The organism is Lacinutrix chionoecetis, assembly GCF_053604665.1.
In genome coordinates this window covers 82,070-108,942 of record NZ_JBSHNQ010000071.1, presented here as the reverse complement: position 1 = coordinate 108,942, position 26,873 = coordinate 82,070, and the positions used below count along the sequence as shown (strand labels likewise).

Annotated in this window: 18 protein-coding genes; 13 read left to right on the top strand and 5 right to left on the bottom strand. The window is 34.8% G+C overall.

The window, feature by feature from the left end; all coding sequences use genetic code 11:
• Positions 1–16 precede the first annotated feature (16 nt).
• The gene (locus ACVC43_RS05955; protein WP_452223660.1) at positions 17–931 is read right to left on the bottom strand and encodes a helix-turn-helix transcriptional regulator; all 915 of its coding nucleotides are present in this window, start codon (positions 929–931) and stop codon (positions 17–19) included.
• Between the two features lie 138 nt (positions 932–1,069).
• On the opposite strand from ACVC43_RS05955, the gene ACVC43_RS05950 reads away from it, so the two are divergent.
• From ACVC43_RS05950 to ACVC43_RS05940, 3 genes are all read left to right on the top strand, one after another.
• Positions 1,070–1,369, top strand: coding sequence for a hypothetical protein (locus ACVC43_RS05950; protein WP_452223659.1), 300 nt, complete (start codon positions 1,070–1,072; stop codon positions 1,367–1,369).
• A complete protein-coding gene (locus ACVC43_RS05945) occupies positions 1,366–3,309 on the top strand; it encodes a KAP family P-loop NTPase fold protein (protein ID WP_452223658.1) in 1,944 nt (647 codons plus the stop codon). Before ACVC43_RS05950 ends, ACVC43_RS05945 begins: the two co-directional genes overlap by 4 nt.
• A 351-nt stretch (positions 3,310–3,660) precedes the next feature.
• On the top strand, positions 3,661–4,479 hold the full coding sequence (locus ACVC43_RS05940; protein ID WP_452223657.1) for a CPBP family intramembrane glutamic endopeptidase: 819 nt from the start codon (positions 3,661–3,663) through the stop codon (positions 4,477–4,479).
• Positions 4,480–4,538: 59 nt separating this feature from the next.
• Here ACVC43_RS05940 and ACVC43_RS05935 read toward each other — a convergent pair whose 3' ends face one another.
• The 3 genes from ACVC43_RS05935 to ACVC43_RS05925 all read right to left on the bottom strand — a co-directional run bounded on the left by ACVC43_RS05935 (position 4,539) and on the right by ACVC43_RS05925 (position 9,453).
• The gene (locus ACVC43_RS05935; RefSeq protein ID WP_452223656.1) at positions 4,539–4,772 is read right to left on the bottom strand and encodes a hypothetical protein; all 234 of its coding nucleotides are present in this window, start codon (positions 4,770–4,772) and stop codon (positions 4,539–4,541) included.
• Between the two features lie 161 nt (positions 4,773–4,933).
• Entirely contained in the window at positions 4,934–8,530 is a 3,597-nt protein-coding gene (locus tag ACVC43_RS05930; protein ID WP_452223655.1) for a metallophosphatase, read from the bottom strand.
• 239 nt (positions 8,531–8,769) lie between these two features.
• Complete coding sequence (locus ACVC43_RS05925) at positions 8,770–9,453, bottom strand: response regulator transcription factor (RefSeq protein WP_452223654.1); 684 nt, start codon at positions 9,451–9,453, stop codon at positions 8,770–8,772.
• Between the two features lie 660 nt (positions 9,454–10,113).
• Between ACVC43_RS05925 and ACVC43_RS05920 the strand changes: the two genes are divergently transcribed.
• Genes ACVC43_RS05920 through ACVC43_RS05875 form a run of 10 tightly spaced genes read left to right on the top strand, consistent with a single transcriptional unit; the run spans position 10,114 to position 26,469 of the window.
• Positions 10,114–10,785: a C40 family peptidase gene (locus ACVC43_RS05920; RefSeq protein ID WP_452223653.1), complete on the top strand. Its 672-nt coding sequence runs from the start codon at positions 10,114–10,116 to the stop codon at positions 10,783–10,785.
• A gap of 4 nt (positions 10,786–10,789) precedes the next feature.
• Positions 10,790–13,435, top strand: coding sequence for a hypothetical protein (locus ACVC43_RS05915; RefSeq protein ID WP_452223652.1), 2,646 nt, complete (start codon positions 10,790–10,792; stop codon positions 13,433–13,435).
• Position 13,436: 1 nt separating this feature from the next.
• The gene (locus ACVC43_RS05910; RefSeq protein ID WP_452223651.1) at positions 13,437–16,064 is read left to right on the top strand and encodes a hypothetical protein; all 2,628 of its coding nucleotides are present in this window, start codon (positions 13,437–13,439) and stop codon (positions 16,062–16,064) included.
• A 27-nt stretch (positions 16,065–16,091) separates the two neighbouring features.
• Positions 16,092–18,305 (top strand): hypothetical protein, encoded by a 2,214-nt coding sequence (locus ACVC43_RS05905; protein WP_452223650.1) that lies wholly within the window; start codon positions 16,092–16,094, stop codon positions 18,303–18,305.
• Positions 18,306–18,311: 6 nt separating this feature from the next.
• Positions 18,312–20,612, top strand: coding sequence for a hypothetical protein (locus tag ACVC43_RS05900; protein WP_452223649.1), 2,301 nt, complete (start codon positions 18,312–18,314; stop codon positions 20,610–20,612).
• 18 nt (positions 20,613–20,630) lie between these two features.
• Complete coding sequence (locus ACVC43_RS05895) at positions 20,631–22,853, top strand: hypothetical protein (RefSeq protein ID WP_452223648.1); 2,223 nt, start codon at positions 20,631–20,633, stop codon at positions 22,851–22,853.
• A gap of 11 nt (positions 22,854–22,864) precedes the next feature.
• Complete coding sequence (locus ACVC43_RS05890; protein ID WP_452223647.1) at positions 22,865–23,806, top strand: caspase family protein; 942 nt, start codon at positions 22,865–22,867, stop codon at positions 23,804–23,806.
• 11 nt (positions 23,807–23,817) lie between these two features.
• A complete protein-coding gene (locus ACVC43_RS05885) occupies positions 23,818–24,747 on the top strand; it encodes a caspase family protein (RefSeq protein WP_452223646.1) in 930 nt (309 codons plus the stop codon).
• 39 nt (positions 24,748–24,786) lie between these two features.
• On the top strand, positions 24,787–25,215 hold the full coding sequence (locus ACVC43_RS05880) for a hypothetical protein (RefSeq protein ID WP_452223645.1): 429 nt from the start codon (positions 24,787–24,789) through the stop codon (positions 25,213–25,215).
• Positions 25,216–25,227: 12 nt separating this feature from the next.
• Positions 25,228–26,469, top strand: a complete 1,242-nt coding sequence (locus ACVC43_RS05875; protein WP_452223644.1) for a hypothetical protein — start codon at positions 25,228–25,230, stop codon at positions 26,467–26,469.
• Between the two features lie 39 nt (positions 26,470–26,508).
• On the opposite strand, the gene ACVC43_RS05870 is transcribed toward ACVC43_RS05875, so the two are convergent.
• Complete coding sequence (locus ACVC43_RS05870) at positions 26,509–26,796, bottom strand: GIY-YIG nuclease family protein (protein ID WP_452223765.1); 288 nt, start codon at positions 26,794–26,796, stop codon at positions 26,509–26,511.
• Positions 26,797–26,873: the final 77 nt, after the last annotated feature.

The following is a 26,873-nucleotide window of genomic DNA, read 5'->3' as shown; positions in this document are numbered from 1 at the left end:
ACTTATTCTTAATGTTTTAATCTGTGTATAGCCTTTGCATACTATCTATATGATTTTTCATTTTTATACGTAACCATTTAGGTTCCTTAATAGCTACCATTCCAGCCATTTTTAGCACTTGTGTTTCAAACTCGTAATTAGGCTTTATATGAAAGATTGCCTGTCCCCATTTCCCATCTTCACCGTCTACACAAACTTGTGACTTGTGAAGTGGTAGACTTCTTAAATACTTCAACTGCTTGTTGTCTGCACTTAATATGACCTTCTCAACTTTTTCTGATTCATTATAATTAAGACCAACGATATCTTCATAGAGTTCAATCTGTGTTTCAAAATCATTTGAGGTTACACTACTTTCTTCTGTCAATTTTAAATCTGATATCCTATCCACTCCAAAATTTCTTATTTCCTTTTCTCCTTCAGGAACAGCAATTAAATACCATCTATTTAAGTACTCCTTCAATCTCAAAGGAGTTACTTTATAGAGTTTTTTTGTTTCTTTATAATAATTCTCTTTGGTGAAAATTAGCTTTCGCGAAAGCGTAATTCCTTTTATAATTCGTGCCATATTATGAAGACCCGTAAAGTCTGAGCTATCATCAGGAATGATATACTTATTGAAAGATTTATAGTCCTTGATCCCTTCTTCATACATTTCTGCAAGAGAGGAAAATTCAGCAAATTTCAGAAAGCTACTTATTTGACCTTCATCCTCTTCTAACACATAGCCTCGAATTGATCTACTATAATTTATCTCAATGCCAAAATCATCCTTCAAATTTTTCAAGTCTCTTTCCAGCGTTCTAGGAGTAGTATCAATATCAAAGTCAGTAAACAATCTCTCAATCATTTCAATCTTTGAAATCCCTCGCTTGCTAGTGACAAGATGCATTATGCAGGACAGTCGTTTCAATAGTTTATAATTTGCCATTTTGTTATGTTTCAAATATATAAATGCACTTCGCCAAAGTATGTCGATATAAATTTAAAAATAAAACGACACAAAATGGCGATATAAAATTCTTATTTTGTAAAATGAAATATTTTAATAACTAACCACAAATCATAAATGATAGCAAGAGTGCAAAAAGATGGTAATTATATAGAAGTATATGACGCCAAAGGAAAGAAGTTGAAAAGGTCGTATAATAAGGGAGAACTGATGGGGCATTCAGATAGTATAGTCCTTGTAAAGGATGGAAACTATATTGAAGTTTTTGATGAAAACTTAAAACAACTTAAAAGAATGTTTTGCAAGTTTGATCGATTTATAGGGGCTTCTGGAGAGACATTTTCTGTTCAAGATGGTAATTATGCCGAAACCTATGATAAGAAAGGGAAGAAATTAAGCAGAACTTTTTCTAAATGATTACTTCAAGCATCATTGATGTTCCAAAAAAAGCAGATTCGCCAGATCAGTTAGGAATAGATGCATACAAAAATGGCTTGACCAACTTTATAAATACAGCGCAAACACCTTTAACCATAGCTATACAAGGAGAATGGGGAAGCGGAAAAACATCATTGATGAATTCTGTACGACACGATTTATGTGATGCAGATGGTGCGTTTCAAGCTATATGGGTGAACACTTGGGAATACTCATTACTAAGTGATGAGTACACTACAATGACTAATATTATCCAAGGTGTTATAGGTTCTGTTATAGCTATATTAGAAAAAGATAAGAATCAAAATGTGCAGGTATTAAAAAAGAAAGCATCTCGTTTTTTAATGTCAGCAACAAAGAGCTTGATGAAGACTGGTGCTAATATGGCCACCGCAGGAATTGCTGGTGATGCGGTAGATGCGCTTTGGGAAGAAAGTGCAGGACAATCTTCTTTAAGAGACTTACATGCAGAATTACAAGAACAAATAAATACCTGTGTAGCTAAAGACGAAAAAACTAAAGGATTCTTGTTTTTTATTGACGACCTAGATAGGATAAATCCACCTGTTGCTGTTCAGATACTAGAATTACTCAAAAACATATTTGACTTAGAAAATTGCATTTTCATATTAGCCATAGATTATGATGTTGTAGTTAAAGGTCTTGAACCCAAATTTGGAAAAAAGACTTCTCAAAATGAAAGAGAGTTTAGATCCTTTTTTGAAAAAATCATCCAGCTTCCATTTACAATGCCGGTTGGTCAATACAAAGTGAATGATCTAATAAGTGAAGGTCTTAAAAACATTGGATATTTTGATGATTCGAATTACCAGCAAAATTCCTTAGAAGCAATAGTTGAAGTAAGTCAGCAAACAGTTGGATCTAATCCTAGAGCCATAAAACGACTGCTCAATAGTTTGTCTTTAGTTAAAAATGTAATGTATGCTGTTGAAAAGGAAAATAAACCATCAGATTTTCAAAAGCTTATTAATATAGGTGTTTTTAGTATTCAAATTTCTTACCCATTTATTTATAGAGCATTAGAGCGCTATCCAGATTTTGAGAATTGGGATGAACAGTTACTAGATACTTTTAAGATAGATAAATTAGATGACGAGTTAAAAGAGCAGCTTAGCAAAAATGAATATTTTGATGAAGAATGGGAACAGGTTCTTTATCAGCTTTGCCAAAGAGAAAATTACTTAAGCACTAGAGCAATGCAAATCTCACGTTTGCTTAATACTCTTAAATCCCTTATTGAAGACAATGCAAAAGAAGCACTTGGAAGTTCAGAAGATTCATCTGTTGGAGATATTATGAGCAATGCAATCGATGTTGCTTCAGTAACTAGTTACGATGATACCATTGAGGAAGTAAAACCTAAAGAAATACATAAATCACATTTCTTAAAAGGATTAAATAATCGTATTTCAAAGTCATTGATTTCTTTAGCTAAAGAATCTGGCATTGAACTACAGTACAATCAAAAACGAGTTCAGTCAAACTTGACTTACATCATACAAAAACCAAAGCATAGATATAGAGTAGATTTTTCAATTCATCCTGGTGCAAAAGATTACCGTATTGAAACTAGATATGAATGTTGGTATTTTATAAAGGCACCACATAAAAGTTTTGATGCTAACTTAAATGAACCAGATGCAGTATCCATAAAAGCAAGAGAGCGCTTTAATTCAACTTTAGCCAATTTAGAACAATTAGATAAAGAGCTTCCTGAATACTACGATTTCAATCACGGAATAGCAAAGAATGATCATCACAATACTGTTGTTATGAGAATGAACACAAGAATTCCAAATGCCTGGACTTTCATTAATGAAGAAAAGAATCAAAAGGAATTTGCAGAAGCAGTAGTTAAATTTTTAAAAGCGGTTGATAGAATTGAAATTATACACTAAAAACTAAATCAACTTACTATTTGATTTTGAGATGATTAAACTGATATCCTCATCTAAAAAGTTCGAACTCTTTCTCTCCGACTCCACAATACAAAGCCTTAACTAATTACTAAACAATTAGTTAAGGCTTTTTTTTATTTGCTTTTAGGTGTGTATTTTAGAATATTTTATTTCTTTTCAGTTTGGGTATTAAAATAAATTCTTGCGAAATGCTGTATCAAAACCTAAACTTAAACGTCTTGAAGGTATAGAGGCTACTTAGTCTATTAAAAAAACTTCAGGCAACCAATTGTTAGTTTTTAGCGTCTATAATAATAGAAGCCTTTTTCTAACAACTAACTAATTATTATAATGAAGAACCAATTCACCAAGCCAACATTAATTATCATTATTTTTTTACTGTGCTTCTTTGCATTTAATTTTTTAAAAACCGAGCTTTTAGACTTTTTAGGCACTCAAGGCTATACATCCATAGATATTAAACACGCCGTTATTATAGGTTTTAATACCGTTTATGCTATTATCTCGCTATGGCTTATTAAACGTTATAGATTAATTGATTTAGCAGGATTAGGGAAAAAATTTAAATTTAAAAATTGGTTTTTACTATTGTTTCCGCTTTATCTGGTTATTTTAAATATACCTTATCCAGAAGATATAAATTTAGAAGGTGTTACCGTTTTAAACTACGTTTTATTAGTAGCATGGAGTATTTCAGTAGGCTTTTCGGAAGAATTAATGCTTCGTGGTTTTACACAATCTATGCTTTTAACCAAATACGGACGTACTAAAAAAGGGATTTATTTCTCGGTTATTGGTGCTGCCATGATTTTTGGATTATTACATTTACTAAAATTCGACAAAGGATTATATGGTGAGATTTCTCAAGTGTTTTTTGCAACTTTTATTGGGACCATGTTTGGCGCTATATTATTACGCACCAACAAACTTTGGCCTTTAATTGTCCTCCATGCACTTATTGATTTGGCTGGGAATCTTGATAAATTAGAACGTAAAGAAAACCTTTTAGACACTACAAATGGCGTCACTGCCAGCACTGTTGGCATGGCAGATGCTTTAATACTTACCATTGTGGTTATACCGTGTTTTATCTATGGTTTAATCTTACTGCGTAAAGTAAAGACTGAGGATGTAGTTGTAAAAATTTAAGCCTTATATTAAATTGCATTATTGTAAAGTAAGACCAAACCTACTTTTAAAGTAATTGTTTATTCTTCTTCATTACTCGGCGCTCCAGGGATCATTTCTATATCATGGTGCATATTATCCATTGACTTAGCAATTTTATCTTTTTGCTCTGCACTTAATTCATTTAAATCACTTTTTTTCTTTAAATTTCCTTTACCGTCTGTCTGAAATTTTTCATCCTTAGTTACTTTATCGAAATTTGAAGATTTCCTGTATTTACTTTGAAAATCTGCATGTTTTTTATCTTTTGTCATAATTTCTGTATTTTAAGTTTTATTGTAGAATAATATACTTTAAAGCATTAAAACAGGTGTATGCAGATACTTTAATTTTTAACGTAATACATTTTGAACATTAAAAAGGGCAATCCGTTTAATTGAATTGCCCTTTTTTATATTCTTAATTAGTGCCTGGTTTAAAAACGGAAACCAGCTGTAAAAATAATACGACTGTCTTCGTTACTGGTATAATAGCCAATATTTGCCGTAAATGCCTGAAAGCCATTTATAAAAATTGAACCTCCATAACTGCTATGCCATTTGTTAGAGTCTTCGTTTTCATTCCATACACGACCAAGGTCGTATCCTCCTGTTACTCCCATACGCAGTGGTATAAATCCTGTACGCATTTCTAAAAAGCAAACGCGAAGATCTGTGGTTTGAAAAAACGACGTTTTCCCTAAAAAGCGATCGTTTCTAAAGCCTCGTAAACTTGTATTACCACCAACAGTGGCTGCATGATAAAACTCATAGTCATCACCCAGAATAAAATTGGCCTGTGCCTTTGTAGCTAAAGTAGCCATACCGCTTTCGTGAATAGGATATATAAACGATGCTGTTGGTGTAACATAAGCAAATTTATTATCGAATTCTGAATCGATGGCTTGTTTATAACCTGCTACAACACCTAATTCCAAACCTCTGCGTGGTAAACTTAAGAGTCCTTTTTTATTATTAAAATGAATACCTACCTCACCGCCAGCATACACTTGGTTTTCGAAAACATCATTATTTGGATTGAAGACTATTTGGGCGAAACCATTATCGGAATCTTCAACTTTATGGGATTCTACTCGTGCTGCAATATGGGCACTTACATTCCCGCTTGTTTTATAAATTAAAGAGGGTTGAAAGTGCCACTGACTTATTTTGGTACGGTTAAAATCCATATCTACTGCATCCTCATCGTACATCGTTTCATTACCTACTCCAAAGAAGTTAACGGCATAGTTTGCACTTGTAATGCGCGCGTCTAACCCTAAATTCCAATTGTAAAACACATGGGCAAATTCGCCATTATAAGAAAACTCATAGCCTTGTGTAGCCGAATAATACGATGCGTTAAGTGTATGCTGCGTTGTAAACGGATTGCGTAGTAGCGCATACGTTGTGTAAGTATTTGTTATGCCTGCGTTTAAGCCTGCGTCCGGATCGAAACCAATAGTTGGCAATAACACGTTATTAGACGTTTTGCGCTTTTGCGGATCATAATTATTTATGTCGTAAGAATCGGTAAGCCTTTTACTTACAGCGCCATTAAAGGTGTTGTCTTTCGATTTATAATCGTAAACTTTAATTGCTGAGTTGTTTTCAATGTTATAAACATCATTTTCTTCGCCACCAAAAACTTTTAGTTTAATATAATCGCTACCATCACCAGATACTGTAATGGTATCATCGCCATCTAAAGCATAAATCCAGATTTCTTTAGTCTCCTCTTTAGAATAGGTGTTTTCAAAAATAGTAATGTCTTTTTGCGAAATGGTAATATTAGTTTTTCCGTTTGGCTGCCTTAAAACATCTATTTTATTATCCTTATTTGTTGCCACAATAATTTCGTGAGCTTTAAAATAGTTGTAATAATCTTGAGCTATGTTTACCATGTTTTTACGTCGTTGCTTCAAAATGTCTTTAATATTATCGATACTTTCTCCTTTGGTATCTTCTAACAAGTTTGAAAAAGCATCATCTATAACCGCATCGGTTAATTGATTCTGTATGTTCTCTGCCTGCTTTTTCCAGTCTGCCCATGAGGCGCTATTAATAAAGTTTTTATCTAAATAATAGACTGCATTGTTAAATGTCTTTATATTCTGAATTTCTGGTGCATACGATTGCATGTTACGTGCCAATGGTGATACGGCTTTAAGTATAAACGGAAACACACCATCGTACTTTGAAAATGCCTGATCGCGATCTCGTGGAATAGGTTTGTATAATTTTGTTCCGTCTGTTTGCTCGTGCAACGCCCAACGCCATTGGTCTTCGTGCCTGTCCCAATCACCAATAAGCATATCGAATAATCGTGCTCTTAAATAGCTGTCTTCATCAATTTTAGCATCTTTATCGTTTTGCAGTTCCAGCAACATGTCTTTGGTGCTAATAATATCGTCTGCATTACCAAACGTATCAAAGTTTTTATTTTCATCGCCAACATGCTCTTCGAACATGTATAGCTTATCGCCATAATTTTCGTTAAACCTGCCTAATCGTTCCTGCTTAGGCAAGTATACTATTCTTGGGTTGGCATGTGCTATATCAATAGCATCTAAAAGGTCGTTTATGGCAAACTGCGCATACGGTTGTGCTGTTGTGTAGTAATCCTGTACAATCTCTTCGGCAACCGTTTCATCCATGTAATCTAAAACAAAATGATCTTTTATTTTAGATTGAATAAACCGTACGCCACTTTTTCTAAGTTCTCTTACAGTAAATTCATTTTCGTTATCGTCTATTAAACGTAGACTTCTCGATTGGTTTCCACCACCTTCGGTAATGGCTCTAACGTTATTTGGTAAGGTTTCTAAAAAAAGCACTGGTGCTTCTATCTCACGACCATAAATTGTTCTGTAATGGTCTCCCCAAAACCATTTGTATATGCCGGATTTATCTACTTCCTCCTGCGTATAAATACTGGCTTTTTGGGTATTACCAAAATCACTTTTTTTATGATAGGCAAAATCTTCAACACTTCCTTTTTTTAATCTAATCGCTTTAGAGAATACTTTGGTTGTTGTGTTGCCTGCAACGGTATAAATCTCTACTTCAGAGCTGCCATCTTTAAAAATATTAAGTTTTGTATAACCGTGTTCGTTAGACCCAAAATATCCTTTCTTTTCGTTTGGTTTTGTTTTTTTAGTTTTTCCAACGGCTCCACTAATTATCTGCGGAATGCCATCATCCATTAAAAACTGTAAATTTTTATCGCTTCCAGATACGAAAATAACATCGTTAAACTGGCTGGCCAGCGTTTCTAATCTACCCACCAGATATTGCATATCGTTATGGTAATAGGCTTGCTTAGAGAGTCCGCCCATTCTGTTAGCCAAACCTGGTCGCGTAGCGGTTAATACAGGATGGTGTAAAGCTACAATAATGGTTTTGTTCTGCTCGTCTTTTAGTTCATCTTTAAACTCGATAAAAAACTGCTCTCTTGTTTTAATTTCACAGTCGTTATTTATATAGGGATGTTTATCCCAATCTTCAAGATACCATTGGGTATCTACCATTACCAATTCTACCTCATCGCTTAAGGTTTCGCGTTCTATTGGGCAACCATCGTTTGGCCAAAATTTTGCTTCGCTATTGTCTTGTAAGTACGATTCTAAATCGTCTATATTTTTGTGTCCTCCTTTATTCCATTCGTTTTTACCAGGAATAAATATAACTTGACCGTTAAAGGTTGCAAGTGGTTCTAAAAGTTGAGATTTTAGAAAATCCTCTTCTGCTTTTCGGTCTTTATCATTTTTTGGAAACCCATTTTCTCTTGTACTGTTTCCTAATGCAACAAAAGTTGCGTTATCATCTTCTTTTGAAGCATTTACAATGGCAGATAGAATTTGTTTAGCTCCTGTATTGTTCTCTAACCCTATGTTAGCCGTAAAATAGATACTTTTTGAAATGTCTTTGGCAGGTTCCTGAGCCTGTATTTGACCAATGCAACCTAAGAATAATAAGAAAAGTAATGTAAAAATAAAGGTTGGTGTGTGTGTTGATTGTATAGTGTTGTTCATACTAAAGTCTGATTTTTACAAAAATCTTAAATTAATTTTTAGAAACTGTGCTTTTATAAAACTATTATTGAAGCATCTCAATATTTGGCTGTGTTTTTGAGAGGCAACTTTTAGCTGAAGTTATTAGTTTCGCTGTTTAGAAAGATTGTTTATTGTGATAATGATTGGGATTGCCATGCAGTATAATAAAGGTTGTCATTATTATTATTGAAATGTAAAGATTAGCAACTTACCATGTTTTAGAGCTCAATATTTCTCGACGCTCTGTTAATTAGTTGTGCCGTGTTTTTAACTTTAAACTTTTCAATTAAATTTTTACGGTGCGATATTGCAGTATGGTTACTTATAAAAAGCTTGTCGGCTATCTGTTTAGAAGAAAACCCATTAGCCACCAATTTTAATACTTCTTTCTCTCTGGGTGAAATACGATTTTGTTTTATATACAACTCGTTATTATTATCATTGGCTCTTTTAAAATAATCATCAATTTTTTCTTTATCAGAAATATCAAAAAAATAATTAAACACAAAGACATTCTCTTTTAAGTAGTATAGTGACATCTCATGTTTTAAATAAATTTTTTTACCATGCTCATTAATTATATGGTACCTTAACACATATGGCATTTTGAAGTATGGCGTTGAAAAAAATATTTCTATTTTGTTTTTAACAGATACCATCTCATCCTTACCAATAATTTCAAACCAAAAATCCCAGCCTTTATTTAGAATTTGGGAGGCATAATTTCCAATAGTTTTTGATAGTGCTAAATTGCTATATATAAATTTTTCTTTTTTAAGGACATAGATTGCTATTTGAAGGTCTTCGAGAGCATCGCAACTTTTGAGGAGATCTGAAATACCGAACTGGTTCGATTGATCACCAAAATTATGAAGATTAATATTGTTGCTTTTAAATCCCATTCTATAACTAAAATTATAAATTGAATCGAGCACAATGTTTCGTATAAAAACAAAGTTGTCTTAATTCTAATTTTAATAGATTAGTTAATTAAAAGGTTAACTAGGGAGATTTAAAAAAAATGATGAATATTATAACTGTACACGTAAACTTAATTAGTAAGGAGACATAAATGTACTGATTTTCAATCAACTAAACAACTTTTTTTTTAGAAATATAAATAAATCATTACGCTTCTTAAATCTCTCCTTACCAGTCAATATCTCTTAAATCAAAAAATACGCCCGATTTTCCCTTCTTTATACCTTAACCTTTTGCTAAATATTGTTTTGACAATACTATTTTACTATTGTTTAGACTTAAGATATTTTTTATTTAGAACCTGGCTGTTTGTAAGTTTAATGTGCCTTGTTTTACCGTAATACAAGCAATACAAAACAATTACGCATTTGTTTTTTAACAACCAGGCGCTAATATCCCCATTTTTAGGGATTGTGCACTTTGTAAAAAATGATGACCTTTAAAACACATTTTAGAGGTATACTGACTATAGCACAACTCACCTCTAAATGTGAATTTAATCATTTAGATTCTCCCCTATTTATTTGAATCCCTTTGAATAGTAATTATAGTAATTGATTTCACTTTAACACTCAATTAAAATGAATAATATAATAACAATTGCAACAAAAGAAATTGGAGTTACAGAAATTCCAGGACCTCAGCATAGCGCTAGAGTTTTAACCTATGCCAGCGAAGCTGGTTTTAGTACAATAAAAGACGACGAAACCCCATGGTGTAGCGTCTTTATGAATTGGGTCGCCTTAAAGGCAGGTTTAGAAACTACTAATCTCGCTAATGCCAGATCTTGGTTGAACGTGGGAATACCTGTTATTAATCCAGAGCCGGGAGATATTGTTATTTTTTGGAGAGAAGATCCAAACTCTTATAAAGGACACGTTGGTCTATTTATGGGTTATAGTCAAGATAACTCCAGAATATATACCCTTGGTGGAAACCAAAGCAATATGGTTAGTCAATCGGCTTATTCTGCGGCCCAGTTATTAGGCTTTAGAAGATTAAGGCCTGTACAAAAATTCACCCTGTCTAAGGTAACATTAAAAAATGGAGATTATGGCAATGACGTTACTCGATTACAAGATGCACTTAAACTATTAGGATACAATCCAGGGACATCTGATGGTATTTTTGGACCTAAAACGGAGAACGCTTTGAGGCTGTTTCAATCCAGTTACAATCAACTAAACATTAATGGCGTGTTTGATCGTGCTACACGAGAACACATGACCAAACAATTGGCAGCAAAACTTTAACTATATGACAAAGCAGAGATTAGAAATATTGGCAAAACCAACCTTGTTTAAAGCATCCATTCTTGATTTTAAAGCCATTGGTAAAATTTGGAGTAAGGGTGTACAAAAAGGTATACCTCAATCTGAATTAAAAATACCATTTACAGACGAAAAAGAGCCAACTGCTACATTACTATATGAAGTTAATAACGATACTAAACATTATTTTATACCAGCATACAAAATAGATGTACACCGTGTTTCTGGAATGCAGCAACATAAAGTCCAATTATTAGAAGCTTCCGAAGGAGAAGGTGGTTTATTAAAAGTATCGTTAAAAACAGTACCTTCAGACCAATTAACTGGCGATGTAAACAACGCCATTCCTTTTGATTTAAAACCTTCAATTACATTACAATTTTTAGTACCTAGTACTAAGGTAGAAAAGACCTTCAGTTTTCAAGAATTAGTTGCCACAGATTCTGGTTACGACGCCACACTTCGGGTTACAAATTTTTCAGAATTGTCTCAAATTTCAATGGCAATTAACGACAGTGCTTACAACTGTAAACTACTGGTTAAAAGTAGTCAGACTTTTGGTGTGCCTAGATTTTTTAGCTCTTCGGTAATACCAAACCCCATTCTAGGATTTACCAAGAAAGAAACCATTACTGTAAGACAACTAAAGTTTTTAAAAATACACTTATCAGTACAAAACTGGGATGCATATACAGATGCTTTTTTTAAAGCTTCTCCACAGTTACCTCCTTGTGGGAAAAACAAGAATGCGTCTAGAACCTGGCTTGAAATTTATGATGATAAGGGAAAACGTCTTTATGGTTATTGTGCTATTAATACAAATAAAAGACTGCAAGACTTTTCTTTTGCTGTTCCTTTAAGCAAGCCTATACCCAACACCTGTCATATTGTACTCTGGGATAGAATTACAAACAAAAGATACACATCAAATAAAATAAATTGTAAAGGGAATCCAGATATGCAACCTGTTAAATCTGGTGAAAGATTATATAGAAGCGTCGCAAAGCAATTTACGCAAGAACTGGAGTTTAACTTATTAGAGGACACCTACTTAAATTTAATAGGTAAAAAAGAGCATATTACTGAAGGGTATACTGAATTTCACTTAACTTTTCCAGAAGATGGTAGTGAGCATTTATACATCCAAGATTTAGTATCGCCAGAAAAATTTTATTTTTTTCCAGACCATTATGTTATAGCAAGGGATAATTCAGCACCATTTACACCCATATTGGGAGCAGAATTCGTTGGAGAAGATTTAGAACAATTAAAAGTTACTATAGATTACAGAGCTAAAGCCTATACCAATGTCAATAGGAAAAAAAATGCATTACAGCAGTTACAAAATCTCCCAACCGATACTAAAATTCCAATTACATTAAGTTTACCACCTTGGGGCGGAAACCAGTTTAAATTTAAGCTCTTTCTACCAAAAACCAATGGACTATCTGAGCTTAAAAACAGTTTAATAACCGCAGAACATTTACAAGATATAATTACCGATATTTCATTAGAGGATTTTCAGGATTTTTTAAACAATCTGGGAAATAAAAATGCCATTACTAACCTTTTTACTGGCCATGTAGAAATAGACCTTCCTGGCATACCCATAGCTCCAATACCAGTATTAAACACATTGGCAGCAGTTGATGCGAGTATGTTGGTTATTAATCCACAACCCAGTTTCAATTTTCAAATAGAGATTACTAACACCTCTTCTAAAATGTTATCTGCACAAGGTTTATTGCCTCAAATTCAAGATGGTGAAACTATAGTAGATGGTTCTAAAATTAATTTACAGTTACCAATAATATTGAGGCCTAATGCTTCTTTAACCTTTGTTGTAGTTCCTAAAGGTATTATACAAAACCCAGCCGAAGCATTGGTTAATTTAACATGGGAAGGCATGAAAGAGTTTGATAGTGAAGGAAATACCTCGTCTACCACAGCATCTTTTACTGTTACCAATCAATCCATTAACGAAGGGCAAAGTTTTCAAGTATTTAATCCTACAGAAAGTATTATTAATGCCACAGGAATAAAGGTATTAAATGTGGTTGATGGTGACAAGCAATTGCTTACACTTAAAAATGTTCCATCACCAATAGAACTAAACCCTGGTGAGTCGTTTTCTTTTGAAGCTGTATCACAGAACAATATTTCTATAGGTGCTGAAAACTTAGTATTCGAGTGGTTAGATTTTAGCGCCAAACCAAATCTTCAAAATTTATATGAAAGTATAGTCGACACCTCTATTAATAACACTTACGAGAAAGAAATTACGATACAACTTCACGTTGTTATACAAGGAGAAGCGTCACCAATACGCATATTAAAAGTATTATTTAAAACTGAAGAAGATGGGCCAAAAACAAACGAATTACAATTTGACGCCAGTGAAGTTCCAAATACAGATTTAGGCGTAATTGAAAAGCGTGTTGTGCTTAGACAATCGTTGCAGGATTTTGTTTTAGACAGTGTAGATAGTGGTTCTTATTGGTATAAAATACAACTAATACATAGTACTGACTCTCAAGGAAACACCGAAGAGATTGCAGGCGAATGGATTAAAACACAAGGAGATAATCTATCTATAACCACTGATAAATTACCAAAAAAAGATCAAGAATAAAATGCAGCTATTAGACTTTACATATTGTATTAGAGAGCCAGAATTTACGGCTTATGCCACTATGGGCAATTCTCAAGACATTTGTATAGTTCCCAACCGCTTAGAGGTTTACAAAAACATCAATAATCTCCCTGCCTTTCATGTTGAATTTATTCGAGGTATGACGCCTTTTAGCAAACCACAACCATATGGCATGTTAAAAATGCAATTGACATCTGAAAAAATAAGTCCTGATATGCTTGAAACAGTTAGAAACGAGTTTCCAGAAGCCACAGCGTATTCACCCGATTTTAACAGTGGGTATTTAGGTATTTATTTTATAGCAGAAGACAAGGAAAGTATTGTTGAGAATTCTCAAGAAATCGTGCAATTACATCATTTACCGCTATCCCGATTAAGAGTTTTAAGACGTATAAGTATTGACTATGCCACCTTGATTAAAGATGCGCTTCAAAGCCAGACGTTATTGATGAAAGGCTTTGGCGTATTTTCGGTAAAAGGATATGCACCAAGACTTAATGTAACCCTAACCTTTAATCCAAAAACACTTACAACCGCACTTTTAAGCACAGGAGGACAAAAAGATGCTATATCGCAAGCCACCATTACTGAATTTTTTAAAAAGTCAATTACAGAACTCCCTTTTTTAATTCAAAAAAATAAAAACACTGATGATTTGCTTTTAGCAAACTGTTTAGCGGATTGGTATTGCCAACGTTTTTGTGTCTTAACAGCGCCAGAAATTGGTAAAAAGGAAGTGATTTTTGCCTTAAATGAAGATGCATTAATTGCTGCCGATTTTACATGGGATTTAATGGACGATGTAGTGGTAGCACGCCATACCTTTTTTGATATGGATCTTATAAAAGAGGCTCGAGCCATCGTTGGATCACAAGGTCTCGATGCCTTGGTCCATACAACGGTTGTTAAAGACATACCAACAGGATTTGTGAGAGTAGAGCTATTCCATCCGTTTTTTCAAATACCTAAAGGCATCCAGCAACTGGGTGTTAAATTAGTAGCACCACCAAATTTGCCACACCGCAGCCAAAGCATTCATGAAACTGTGTTTTTCGAATCTGACCAAGATAAAAAAATAATAACCTTACGGTTTTCTGCAAGTGAATCTGTAACGTATGAAGTCATTCCTTTTGCTATTTATAAGGATGTAACAGGTTCTAAAGAATTATTGGGAACAGCGTTTAAAACCAGCACCCAAGAATTGATTTTAAGCAAAGACAATTATCCTTTTTGGTTTACCTCATTCTCCTGCTCCACCAATTTAATAAAGCAGGCATCGCTTAAATTAACTATAAAAAATGAAGCACAAAAAGAACCATTTTTAGAGCCTATAGTTTTAGATATAAATCAGCCAGCTACGATAATTGCGTTTTCAAAACAAGAAAATCTATCAGCATTTACGTGCGAGGTTGTTGCGCAATCTCTATCGGCTTCAGAAGAAGTAAAAACAAATATATCGCTGTTATCAGACAAAAAAATTGACCTGACCTCTTTTAAAGAATACGGATCGCATGAAGTGCATATAACTTACGCATCTGAAGGCGAAAAAATAATTGGTCTTGATTTAGTACCAGAATATTCAGAACCCAATAGTACCACGATAACTACTATTGCTTTAAGCCCTAACAAAACTCAAACCTGGCGCTGGTTTTCACCTTCAATTTTCAAGTCTGGTTTTAAGTATCGGTTACATAAAGAACCTCTTTCTTGGTCTGAAATACAATCGCCATTTACAACCACCTTATTACTAAAAAACAAAAACAATTCTATTATGAATGAGCAACAACATTTCGAAGGCGTTCGTTATTATCCTAATTCTTCAGAAAAAGGACGTTATAACTACTTTCCAACACAAGCAATGCCACAAACAGACGGTAATGGTGACCCTATGATATCGATTATGGGCGGCGGAAATAATTGGTTTTTGCAGGTAAGCGCTAAATATCACGTACCAGAAGAAATACTGGAAGCCTTAACACAAGGTTTAATACAACAAGAATTAATACAATCTTCTTCCGATTTAAGTTTGGCACCAGTAGAAGTTAAAAATGTAGAACTGGTTTTAACATCGGCATCAGATAAAACAGTATTGGGCACTTCGAAATCTTCAGGCCACTATCCGTTTACAGCCGTTTTCAACAGTAGTTTAACCGAGGATAAGCAAAAGCAAGTAGTAGCTGCTTTTCATGGACAACAAGACATCCTTAAAGTAAACTATTACGTGGTATTGAATAAAACCTACGCTGTAGACATGACTTTAAAAGGCGCTATACATGAAGCCAGTGCATCCTTAAATACAGAAAGCAGCAGAGAGGATATTAAAGAATGGGTAGAAGCGCAAATAGAACATGGTAAAATAGAACTCATTAGCCACTTCGATGACGCTGTACCTGAGCATCTTGTTAAAGAAGTACATGAAAAATTGCTTGACAAAGTAATCGCAGAAATCCAAATGGGTTTAGATCCTTTAGAAATGACACCAGATACATCCATTCTCGAAGTAAAAATTCAAGAAGATGTCCCTATCGCTGAAGAATTTGTAGCCTCTACAGATATTAGTACTTGGTTTAAAAATAACCCGAACGATCATATAAAAATAATCGCATAAAAGAATAATCATTTAAAACAAAAAACTATGTTATACATTAATAATCAAAGAGTAATAGAAGATGTAATCGTTTATGGTGACGATTTAAAAATGAACGTCTTTTATCCAATCCCAGAGCAACCTCGATTTAGATTGGACAAGGAAGGAAAACCTATTTTTAAATTTTTAAAATACAGATTTCCTATAGACCGTCCAGACGGTAAAAAAGGTGGCGGTTTTGCTGTGTTCGATGTCGAGTTTTCAGTACCCGACGAAAAAATGACCATCATCAAAGAAAAACTTCAAGAAGAGGTAAACCGTATTGCCCAGAAAAGAAACATATCACCACCTCCACCAGTAAAAATAGGAGCTGTTCGTTATATAAAAGGGACTTCTCGTTTAATGCTAAATGATGAAAACAGCGTATTAGTTGAACGTATAATAGATGCAGGTAAACCTTCATTATTTGGTAAAAACATATCAACCTATAGTGTTGAACTCTCGGTCGAAGGTGCTGCATTATTTGAAAAAGCATTACAAGGAAAAGGCGGCTTCTTTGGAGTCATGTATGAATTATATCATGAAGCAAAACTACCACCAATAAAGGTTGTAGGTAAATTTCGAGCAAAGTCATTTTACAAATTTGTTCAAGAAATTGATGTTGAAGAGCGTGTTTGTGCAGAAGACGATTATAAAGAAACTTTAAAAGAAATAATGAAGCGGTCGGAATCGAAAACTCTAACCATAGATCCTGGAAGCGCAGAAGTAGATAAAAAAGTATTAGATCAAATACGAAGCTGGGCTCAAGGTTCTTTAGATGATGCTGCAGAACGTTTAATGATAGAAGCTTTGCCTGTAGAAAATCCAGAAGAAGCAAGAAAATGGTATCAAGAACAAGATATAGAAGATGTTCGTAAAGAGGTTACAAGAAAAAGTATTTCAGATTTTACATTAAGGTATAAAGAGCATGCTTATATAGAGGTAAACATTAACCCTCAAGGTGTAATGCCTAATATCACAACGCTTAAAGATAAAGAAGGTAAACCTATTGTTTGGGAAGATTATGCAGAAGAAGTCGATTTAAACCATCCGTTTTTTAAACAAATCAATGCTACGGTAAAAGTCAATGCACCTTTTGATGAATTACCTATCCATAGTATTGAAGTGAAATTAAATTACAAAGGCGAACCTATGGATGTTATAGGTAGCGCTATCAATGGGGAATTTCAATTTTCAAAAGCTGATGATGTTGCACATTTTGCATCCTTTATAAAAGATGATGACTTTAACTATACCTATAGTTACCAAGTAAATTATAAAGGCGCAAGTAAAATTTTTCAATCGGAAGAAATTACTACAGACGAATCTGTACTTACCATAAACGCCGATGCAACAGGAATCCTATCTGTAGCTGTTATACCTGGAGATGTCGATTTTGATCAGGTTAAACAAGTACAGATTACCATGGAGTATGAAGATCGTTCTAATGGTGTCGATAAAATTACGGATCAATTTATAATGGATAAAGACAATCCTAATCATAAATTCGAACACATCATTTTTAGCAAACGCTCTAAACCTTATAAATATAAGGTGAACTACAAAATGAGCAACGGTAAGGAATTTGAAACCGATTGGGTGGAAGGCAACTCGAACCGTTTGTTTATAAACGATCCTTTTACACAGAGTAAAACTGTTGGTTTCCGTGCTTCTGGAGATTTAACTACAGATATTGCCAACATATTTATTGATGCCACCTATAAAGATGAAGCCAACGATTATGTGGTAACACAATCTATTGCCTTATCTAAGGATCTCACGTTTTTCGATTGGTTAATACCGCTTGTCGACGAGTCAATAAATACCATTACTTACAAAGGACATATTGTGAAAATAAATGGGACACAAGAAGAGATTCCCGAAAAAACATCAGATGCATCAACAATCATCGTTGGAGAAAATGTTGAAGACTTAATGAGTATTTCTATTAACCCTGCCTTATTAGACTTTGCTGGCACCTTAAAATTAGCAATAGTACATATGGAGTATGTAGATACAGACAACGATATAAAGGAACGAAAAGATTTCACCTTTAAAGAAGGCGCTGCAGAAGAAGCCATTTGGAATATTAAATTAAAAGATAAGTCTAAGACCAAATATAGTTGGAAAGCAAGTTACTTTTTTAAAGATGGCTCGCGAAAAGAAACCGAGAAAACCGAGGCTGATGATCTTACCATATTACCAGAACCACCAACAAATTAATAGACTATGTTATACTTAAAACCACCTTATCATATTATTGATGGCATCTCTGTTTTTAGAGACCATGAAGATGAAGAGCAATACTATTTTATGCCATTAGATCCACATCTAACGGTAATAGAAGACGAAGATACTGGAATAGAGATGCCACAAATTCAATTAATAAAATACCGAGGAGAAGCAGGCTCCGGAGGGTTTTTAAATTTTGATGTCAATTTAGGCGTTTCAGAAGACCAGTTGAGTGCTCTTGCAAGCGCAATACAAGCGAAAGAAAATTTAAGAAATGAACCTCGCATGGCGCCTGTACCTCTTTTAGATGGTTATGTAAAACTCATGATTTTAGGGAAACAGACCGAGATTGGAGATACAGAGGATACTACACCAACACCAGTGTCTACACCTGTAGATAATAATCAGCCCAAGTTTGTAATCGACATGCAGCATTATGCCAAACCCTCATTATATGGTAAAAACCAGGCTGCTTTTTCGGTTCAGTTGGATGAGGCAGGCGTTGTTGTTGTAGAAGAAGCTATAAAAGGAAACATGACACCAATTGGAATTGTCTATGCCTTAGATTATATGGCGCTTAGAGATGGTTACAAGGTAAAAGTAAGTGTTAACTGGGAGCGGGTACAAAAGCATTTTGACGAATCTTTTAACGTAGACACACCAGTTTTCAGTTCAAGTATAAGTACCGTTGTAGATGAGCTTATTGAAGATAGAACAATCGATATGCAAGTGGATAAACTTTTTATAACTGATGACTCTACTGCATCTATGGAAGCAAGAATGGATCAAGCCGTAAGTCAGGTTAAAGAAATGATTGTTGATAGTTTCTTTGAACCCTCTTTAGAACCTATTACTTCTGAAGATGATGATGACAAGGTAGATGATGCCGCCAGAATAGGACTCATGCTATTTTCGGCAGGAGCTTCAGAAGTCGGTGGATTATTCAGTTATAAAAAAACAGATATTACACGTATAGATAAAAAGAAACTCGACGTAAATATGTCCGAAAGAACTGCCGTAGTTCGTAGTATCTATCCACAAGGACATTTACAAGGCTTATTTAAAGTACTAAGAGAAGATGGTGTAGACCTTTCTCAATTTATAGTACCTGTAGAATTAGATCATCCTTGGTTTCAAAAACGTACCATCAATATCATTTCACGAACAGATTTCGCATCAGATAATGTAGAATCGTTAAATGTAACCCTCAATTATGGTGGAGACAAAGAAAATGTTGTTTTAGACAAGTCTAAAACGAAAGAAACCATTCAATGGTTGAGCAAAACAGCAGGTGACAAGGTGGTTATGCCTGTAGAAGTGTCTTACGAAGTGCATTTTAAGAATGTCGACAGTATGGAACGTCCAACAAAGATTGCTTCAGAACCTCAAATTATTGAAGTAGAAAATTTTGAAGTACGTCCTCATGATCTTTATGGGTCGGTTCCTGTCGCTATAATGGCCTTAGATTTTCCTTGGGAAGTATATTCGCATATTGAAATTTTGTTGAAATATACCGATGAAGAAAATGCTATAAAAATTGATGAGAACATCCTGCTAAATGCAGAAACCAAAGAAGCCGTTTGGGATTTATTCACCTTAGATCCAGATAAAACAACCTTTAGTTACAAACTCATTTACAGAGCTGTAGATCATCGTGATCTTGAGATGAATTGGGAAGAAACGGATAAGGAAAAACTTATTATAAGAGACCCTTTTCCAAATAAACGTAAAATTAATTTTGTACCAGCCGTAAACTGGACCGAAGTAAAAAATGTGTTTATAGATATTACCTATGAAGATTTAGAAAATAATATAAGAGAACAACAAAGCTTAAGCTTCACAGAAGCAGATAGCGCTCCTAAAGAGGTGGTATTACAGGAATTTAAAAATCCTGAAAAACGGATTATACAATACAAAGCCACATTACTCTTTGCAGATGGCAGGATTTTAGAAGTTCCAACGTGCCAAACCTTAGCAGACCGTGTCTTTATAACACCACAAATGCGTGGCCATAAAATTGTGGCTGTACATCCTTCTGAAATTCCTTTTAGCTCGAAGAAAATAAAAGATGTAAAAGTCCAGATAAAATTTGAAAACGAAGCTGCTGGACTTTCATTTAACGACTCGTTTAAGTTCATTTCCAATGCCGATCGTGTACGTTATTTCGAGTACGATTTTGTAAGCGAAACCGATGCCGCTTATTCCTATCAGCTAAGCGTACAACACGACAATGGAATGAATAGAAAGATACCATGGACTACCAGCAATGATGAAGCGTTGGTACTATCAATTAATTAATTTTTAAAAACACATACTATGTTAGAAATAGGAAACAAAACATTTACCGTTGATGGTGTGACCGTATTCCCAGATCATGCCGACGAAGATCAATTTTGGTATTTATCAGGAGGACAAGTAAAATTGGCGCGACGCGCTAATGATAACAGAGCTGCTTTTACACTAATAAAATATGGTAATGTTCAGGGAGACACCATACAAGGCAAAGGATTTTTAATGTTTGAAGTAAACTTAAAATTAGACAAAAGTACCGAACGTAAAATTATGTCTAAAATATCTTCATTAGCAAAAGGCACGCCTAAATTAGCTGCAGTACCTTTTGACGAGGGCACTGTAGAATGTATCGCATTAGATTTACAAGGCGGTGGCGGTACTACTGCCGAAGTTTCTGCAGAAGGTACTTTTCAAGCTGTCGAAAATATTTTGGGTGGCACCATACCTTCCTTACATGGCGATAACAGTGCCGCTTTTAGTTTATCGCTCACTAAAGAAGGCGTTACCATACTTGAAGATGTCTTCAAGAAAAAAGGCGCACCTGTTGGTGCCGTTTATAATTTAAAATACTCAGCTTTAACGCCTGCATTAGATGTAGAAATTAAAGCCAATTTAAAGCGTGTTTATGATCATTTTAGTGCTGGATTAGAAGCTCAGGTTTATTTTGTAAGAGCAGGTATAGATGCTGGTTTCGAAAAATTAGTGCAAGACGGTGTTATAGAAATAAAAGTGATTAACTATTCTAACCAAGAAGATCGTGCTACAAAAGAAGATTGGGCATTAAATTTCTTTAAAGAAGATTTATTAAACGATTGGTTTAAACCAACACTTACGCCTGGTACTTTGGCAGGAGGTACTGCAACTGCATCACCGCTTAGCGCAGTACAATCCTTGGCTCAAAACATGATGCGACCAGCTGCAACTGCGCCACCACCTGTCCCGACTCCTGCTAGCGCAAGTACTGCGACACCTACTCCTGTAACTCCACCCGTAGCCAGACCAGATGAAGCCTCTGGTGCGACAGAATCTGAAGCTGTTGTTACAAATCCTCCTGTAATTGCTGGAGACGCAGCCAATGCAGCCAATGCAGCTACTGCAATGCCACCAACAACAGCTCCAACTACCTCTGCAGCAGCAGCTGGTGTACGCCCAGATACTGCACCAAGTGCTGCAAACTTGTCTTTAGATACAGCATTAGTGTCTTTTAAACTAAAGTTTATTAAACAGATAGAAGAAAAAACACTCACGTTTAAATTTACACGTGCAGAAGTGGTACAACGTACCTATGCACCACAAGGGTTCTTTGGCTTATATGCCGAAGATTTAAAAAAGGAAGGTCACTTTTTTGAAATTGATGGTGACAGTGCCTTTTTTAGAGAATTTAAAGTAACCGTTGAAACGCCTTTCGACAGAGAACGCATAGGTTTATCCTCTGCTCATGTTAAATTAAATTATGGCATAGAAGGCGACACCGATAAAAAAAATAAAGATTTTGTTATTGATAAGGAAACTTCTGAGAAATTAGAATGGTTAGTTAAAACCATTCCAGGCATAAATAAATACAGTTATTCTGTACAATACCATTTTGATCCCGATTCGAACTGGAGAGGTGATAAAATGAGTTATGATTTTGATGATACCTTGACAGAAGACCGAACACTAAGCTTACACCCTTTCGATTCTTTAATTTTTCTTAATGTTGTGGTTTCTGCCTCCAAAGTTAATTGGTCGCAAGTGGATAGCGTAGAAATAGAACTGGAGTATAAATCTGATACCTGGAGTGACAAAGAAACCTTGTTTTTTAGTGAATCTAAAGCTGAAGATCAACATTGGAAAATTAGATCATCAGACGTTAATAACAAAGGTTATACTTATACCATTACTTACCACATGCAAGATGGCACGACACGTAAGTTAGAGCCAGTATCTACTGAGGCTACACGCGTTGTTGTTAATAACCCTTCAAAAGCAATTAACATAGAGTTTATACCATTATTTGAACCCGATAGCGTAAAAACGATATTTATAGATATCACTTATGAGGATGTTGAGAACGATTACAAAGTTAAAGAACGACTAAAAATGACAGGTGAAACACAAGATCCTATTCTGTTCGATTTATTTGTTATTGACGATACCAAAGGGACTTATAGTTACCAAACCACAGTAGTAGGAAAAGACAACACTCTTAAGAGGAATGACAGTATAGACACAAAGGAAACATTAATCGGGATAGATATCTCATAAACAATATTATTATGGCAAAATATGCTTTAGTCGTTGGAATAAATGATTATTCCGTTCAAAGTCAACACAGTGCAGCAACAGTTGGATTAAATTGGCCATCACTTAACTTTTGTGTGGCAGATGCAGATAGTTTATATCATTTACTTATTGAAGCCTTAGGGTTTCCCAGAGATAATGTTATTATACTAAGAGATGCGCAAGCTACACGACGCAATATTCTAAGTTCAATAACTTATTTGTTTTCACAGGCAGATGTAGGCGATACTGTTTTCTTTAGTTTTTCAGGGCATGGCAGTTTACTCCCAGCAACAACAGAGCCGGACAACACACGGTTTTACCAATCTATAATTCCATATCAAGGCGACTGGATTTACGATTTCAGATTGCATGAAGCAGCATTAAATGCTGGTTTTAATGCCAATGAAGTTAACTTCACTTGTTTTATAGATTCTTGTCATTCGGGAGGTATGCATCCTACTGTAACTTCAGATCAAGCCATTGCGAGGTCCATTCCTTTTAGTCCTGGCACAGCCAATGTTTTACAACATATGCGCGAAGTGTGGCCATTTGGTATTTGTATGCCAGATGGTACAAACGAATTATTTCCTAATGTAAGTAATCCCGTAATAGACAATCATGTATTGGTCGATTTAGATGAAGACCCAAACAGAACCTTTGTTGCTTCAGCCGAAGCCACATTAATAGCAGCCTGTAAATATTATGAAACCGCAGGAGAAAGCAGTGCTCAAGGTCATGGTTATTTAACCAAAGCGCTTTTAGATTTTGTAAACAGCAGTAATCCTCAAGTAAGTTACAATCAGTTAATAGATGAGTTGGTAACACGGGTTAGAAGTTACTCTGGAGATCAACAAAATCCGACCCTAAGAGGGCAATTAGGACGTATGGATCACAACTTTTTAGAAGGGTGGAACACGTCAATTAGTTCAATATAAAACATAAAATCATGGCAAAACGATCATTAACAGTAGGAATAAATAATTATTCAATTTTAGACCCAAGAGGAAGAGCGAATTTAAGTGCCTGTGTGGCAGATGCGAGAAGCATGTATCATTTGTTAAAAAACAGCTTCGGATTTACAGATCTTTATCATTTAGAAGATTTAAATGCCAGTAAAACCAGAATCATAGATACTTTAAGGCATTTAATCAATATCTCTGAAGCAGGAGATACTATTTGCTTTTATTTTTCTGGACATGGTTCACGCCAGCGTTCAGATATGTCTGCAGGAGATTGCGATAAATATTACGAAGCATTAGTACCAGCTTCAGGAGGTTGGATTACAGACAGAGATTTAAAGCAAATTACAGAGGATTTATATCCAGATGCCGTTAATTTCACAATTATAACAGATGCCTGTAATTCTGGTGGTATGCACAGCGCAGATGATAACATTAAGTGTCGTACACCTACTTTTAGCGACGACTTGCTTAACACTATCGCTAGTTTTTTAAACACCCTCATTCCTTGCGGTATTTGTGTAGAGGATACTAGCCAATTAAATAATAACGTTAGTAATGTTGAGAATAATAATGGCAATATAGATTTAGATCCGGATCCAAACAAGATATTAATAGGTTCTACTAAATCCACCTTACTTTCAGCGTGTCACTTTAATGAACTCTCATGGGAGACTCGCAGCATTGGTCATGGTATTTTTACTAAGGCTATTTTAGAATCTGTAACGCAAAGTAATATGGAGATTACCTACCATGATTTTATGGACACCTTACAAGCTAATGTTGCCGATAAAATAAGAACGCTTATCAACCCAGGTCGTCCTGGTGTTACACAAACACCTCAATTATTTGGGCAACGTAATAGAATGGGAGAAAATTTCTTACAAGGATGGATTGAAACACCTTTAGAAATGTAACGACTACCATACACTTAGAATTATAAAAGCATAACAATTATGAGCAAAACAAATAAACCCTTTGGATTGGGAAAATTACACGAAGTGAATATGAAAGCTGTTCAGGCAGCAGCTAAAGCAGCAGAGGCAAAAGCAAAAGCAAAAGCGGGCAAAAATGCCATTCATGAGCATAAGATTGATGCGTTTTCATTAAAAATGTTAGGTGCAGATTTTAAGATTGACCATACACCACGAAGAAAAAACCAAACTCCACATCGCAGAGCTTTGGTTCATGATAGTAAAGATGGGCTCACCATTAACTGGGCTAAAGATTATCCTGGAGGCGTGACTATAAACGGTACTGTAAAATGCCCGAATACCTTAGAGATTGCCGGACAAGATGTTTTAGCCATACTTAAAACCATGCGGCTTAAAATAGAAGCGCTTGAGCAAAAAGTAGAGGATTTAAGTTGGAATACAGAGCGTTAAACTAATATAATAATGATGATAAAAGTAATAACAGTACTCCTTTTTTTGTGTTTTATAAATTTTAGTAATGCGCAAAAAACGATACAAGAACTTAATAATACAATTAAGACTTCGTCATCTAAAGAAAATATAGAGTTGAGGCGGTTTAATGATGCCAATCAATTACTTACGGTCGAAACTATAAAACTGAATAAGTTTAACATTCCTAAGGACATAAAAAAAACCACTGTTTTAAAATATGATGAGCACCTTAAAGCGCTTCCTAAAATTGCTAATAGCAGGTATAAAGCACTATATCCAAATATTAATATTAAGGATGTCTTTATTTTACCCGAATACTATGTAAATTTCCCAGAAGAGTCTGAAGACGAGGACGAGCCTTTAATTTTCACTCCCATGATTATAAGAAGTGAACCTTTAATTAAAGACGGTGAAAAAGGCTATAAATCCAAAATAAGCCTTGTATTATTTAGTGAAAATGAAACTGAAAAAGCCAATAAGGCTGTGGTTGATGTTAAATTAGAAATTGTATCCAATGCGCTTAAAGTAAAGCAAGGCAAACTAACGTTAACAAATCTTAATTTACCCTCTACAGATGTGGAGCTTTATACAGAACGCGCGCAGATAAAAGACTCTGTTGCTATTCGTATACTTACAAATAGTAATCTAAAAAAAGGCTATACGCATTATATAAAAGTAAGTCCTAAACTTACGTTAACAACTAATGATGAGGACATACAAGGCTTTGGCGTAGACAAGGCGCAGATTTTGGTTAGGTTTTCTGGTTCAAATTCTAAAACCAGAGAACAAGTAATTGTAAGATCCAATCATGGAGAAGTTGACCCTTCGTCTTTTACATTGGCCTATAATGAGGCTCAACTGGTGAGTATAAGGTCTCAAGGCCTTAAAAACCTTAAGATAACTGCTTCTACGTCTTCTGGTGCATTAGCCATTGCAGATTCTAACACGCTCGTTATAAGGCAAACCTTTCCGTATGTATTTATAATCGCTTCACTTATTGGAGGCCTATTAGGAATGGTGATTAAATTAGGATTTAAAAAAGAAAAAAAAATGCCTCCAAAATTGTTTATTGCTGGCGTTTTAATAGGCTTTTTGGGCGCTGTTATTTATTATGTACTTGGCATTAGTTTTTTAAGGTTCTCTGTACCCAATACGTTTAACGAATTTGCCGTTTTAGCGTTTAGCGCTTTATGTAGTTTGGCTTTAAAACCAACTATTTTGGCTAAGATGTAGTGGTTTTTTAAGATAGCTGCACTGTGTTTGCAATGACGTTTACAACGCATCAAACAAATCGTCCCAATTAGGATTTATACTGTGTATTAACGCTATTTTCTTAGCTCTGCTTCCTGCTTTTAATTGTTTTTCTCTTGCAATGGCATCACCAATCATTTGGTGTGCTTCGTAGTACACCAACTTATTTAAATTATAGCGTGCAGTAAACGACTTGGCATCTGCCTTGTCTTTATGCTGTTGTACACGTTCTTTTAATGTTGCTGTGACACCTACGTATAACGTTGTATTGTTTTTGTTGGTGAGTATATATATGTAGCCTGGTTTCATCATGTTTTGTCATTGCGAGTATATGTAACCGTCATTGCGAGCCTGCCTGACGGCAGACAGAGATGCAGGACGTGGCA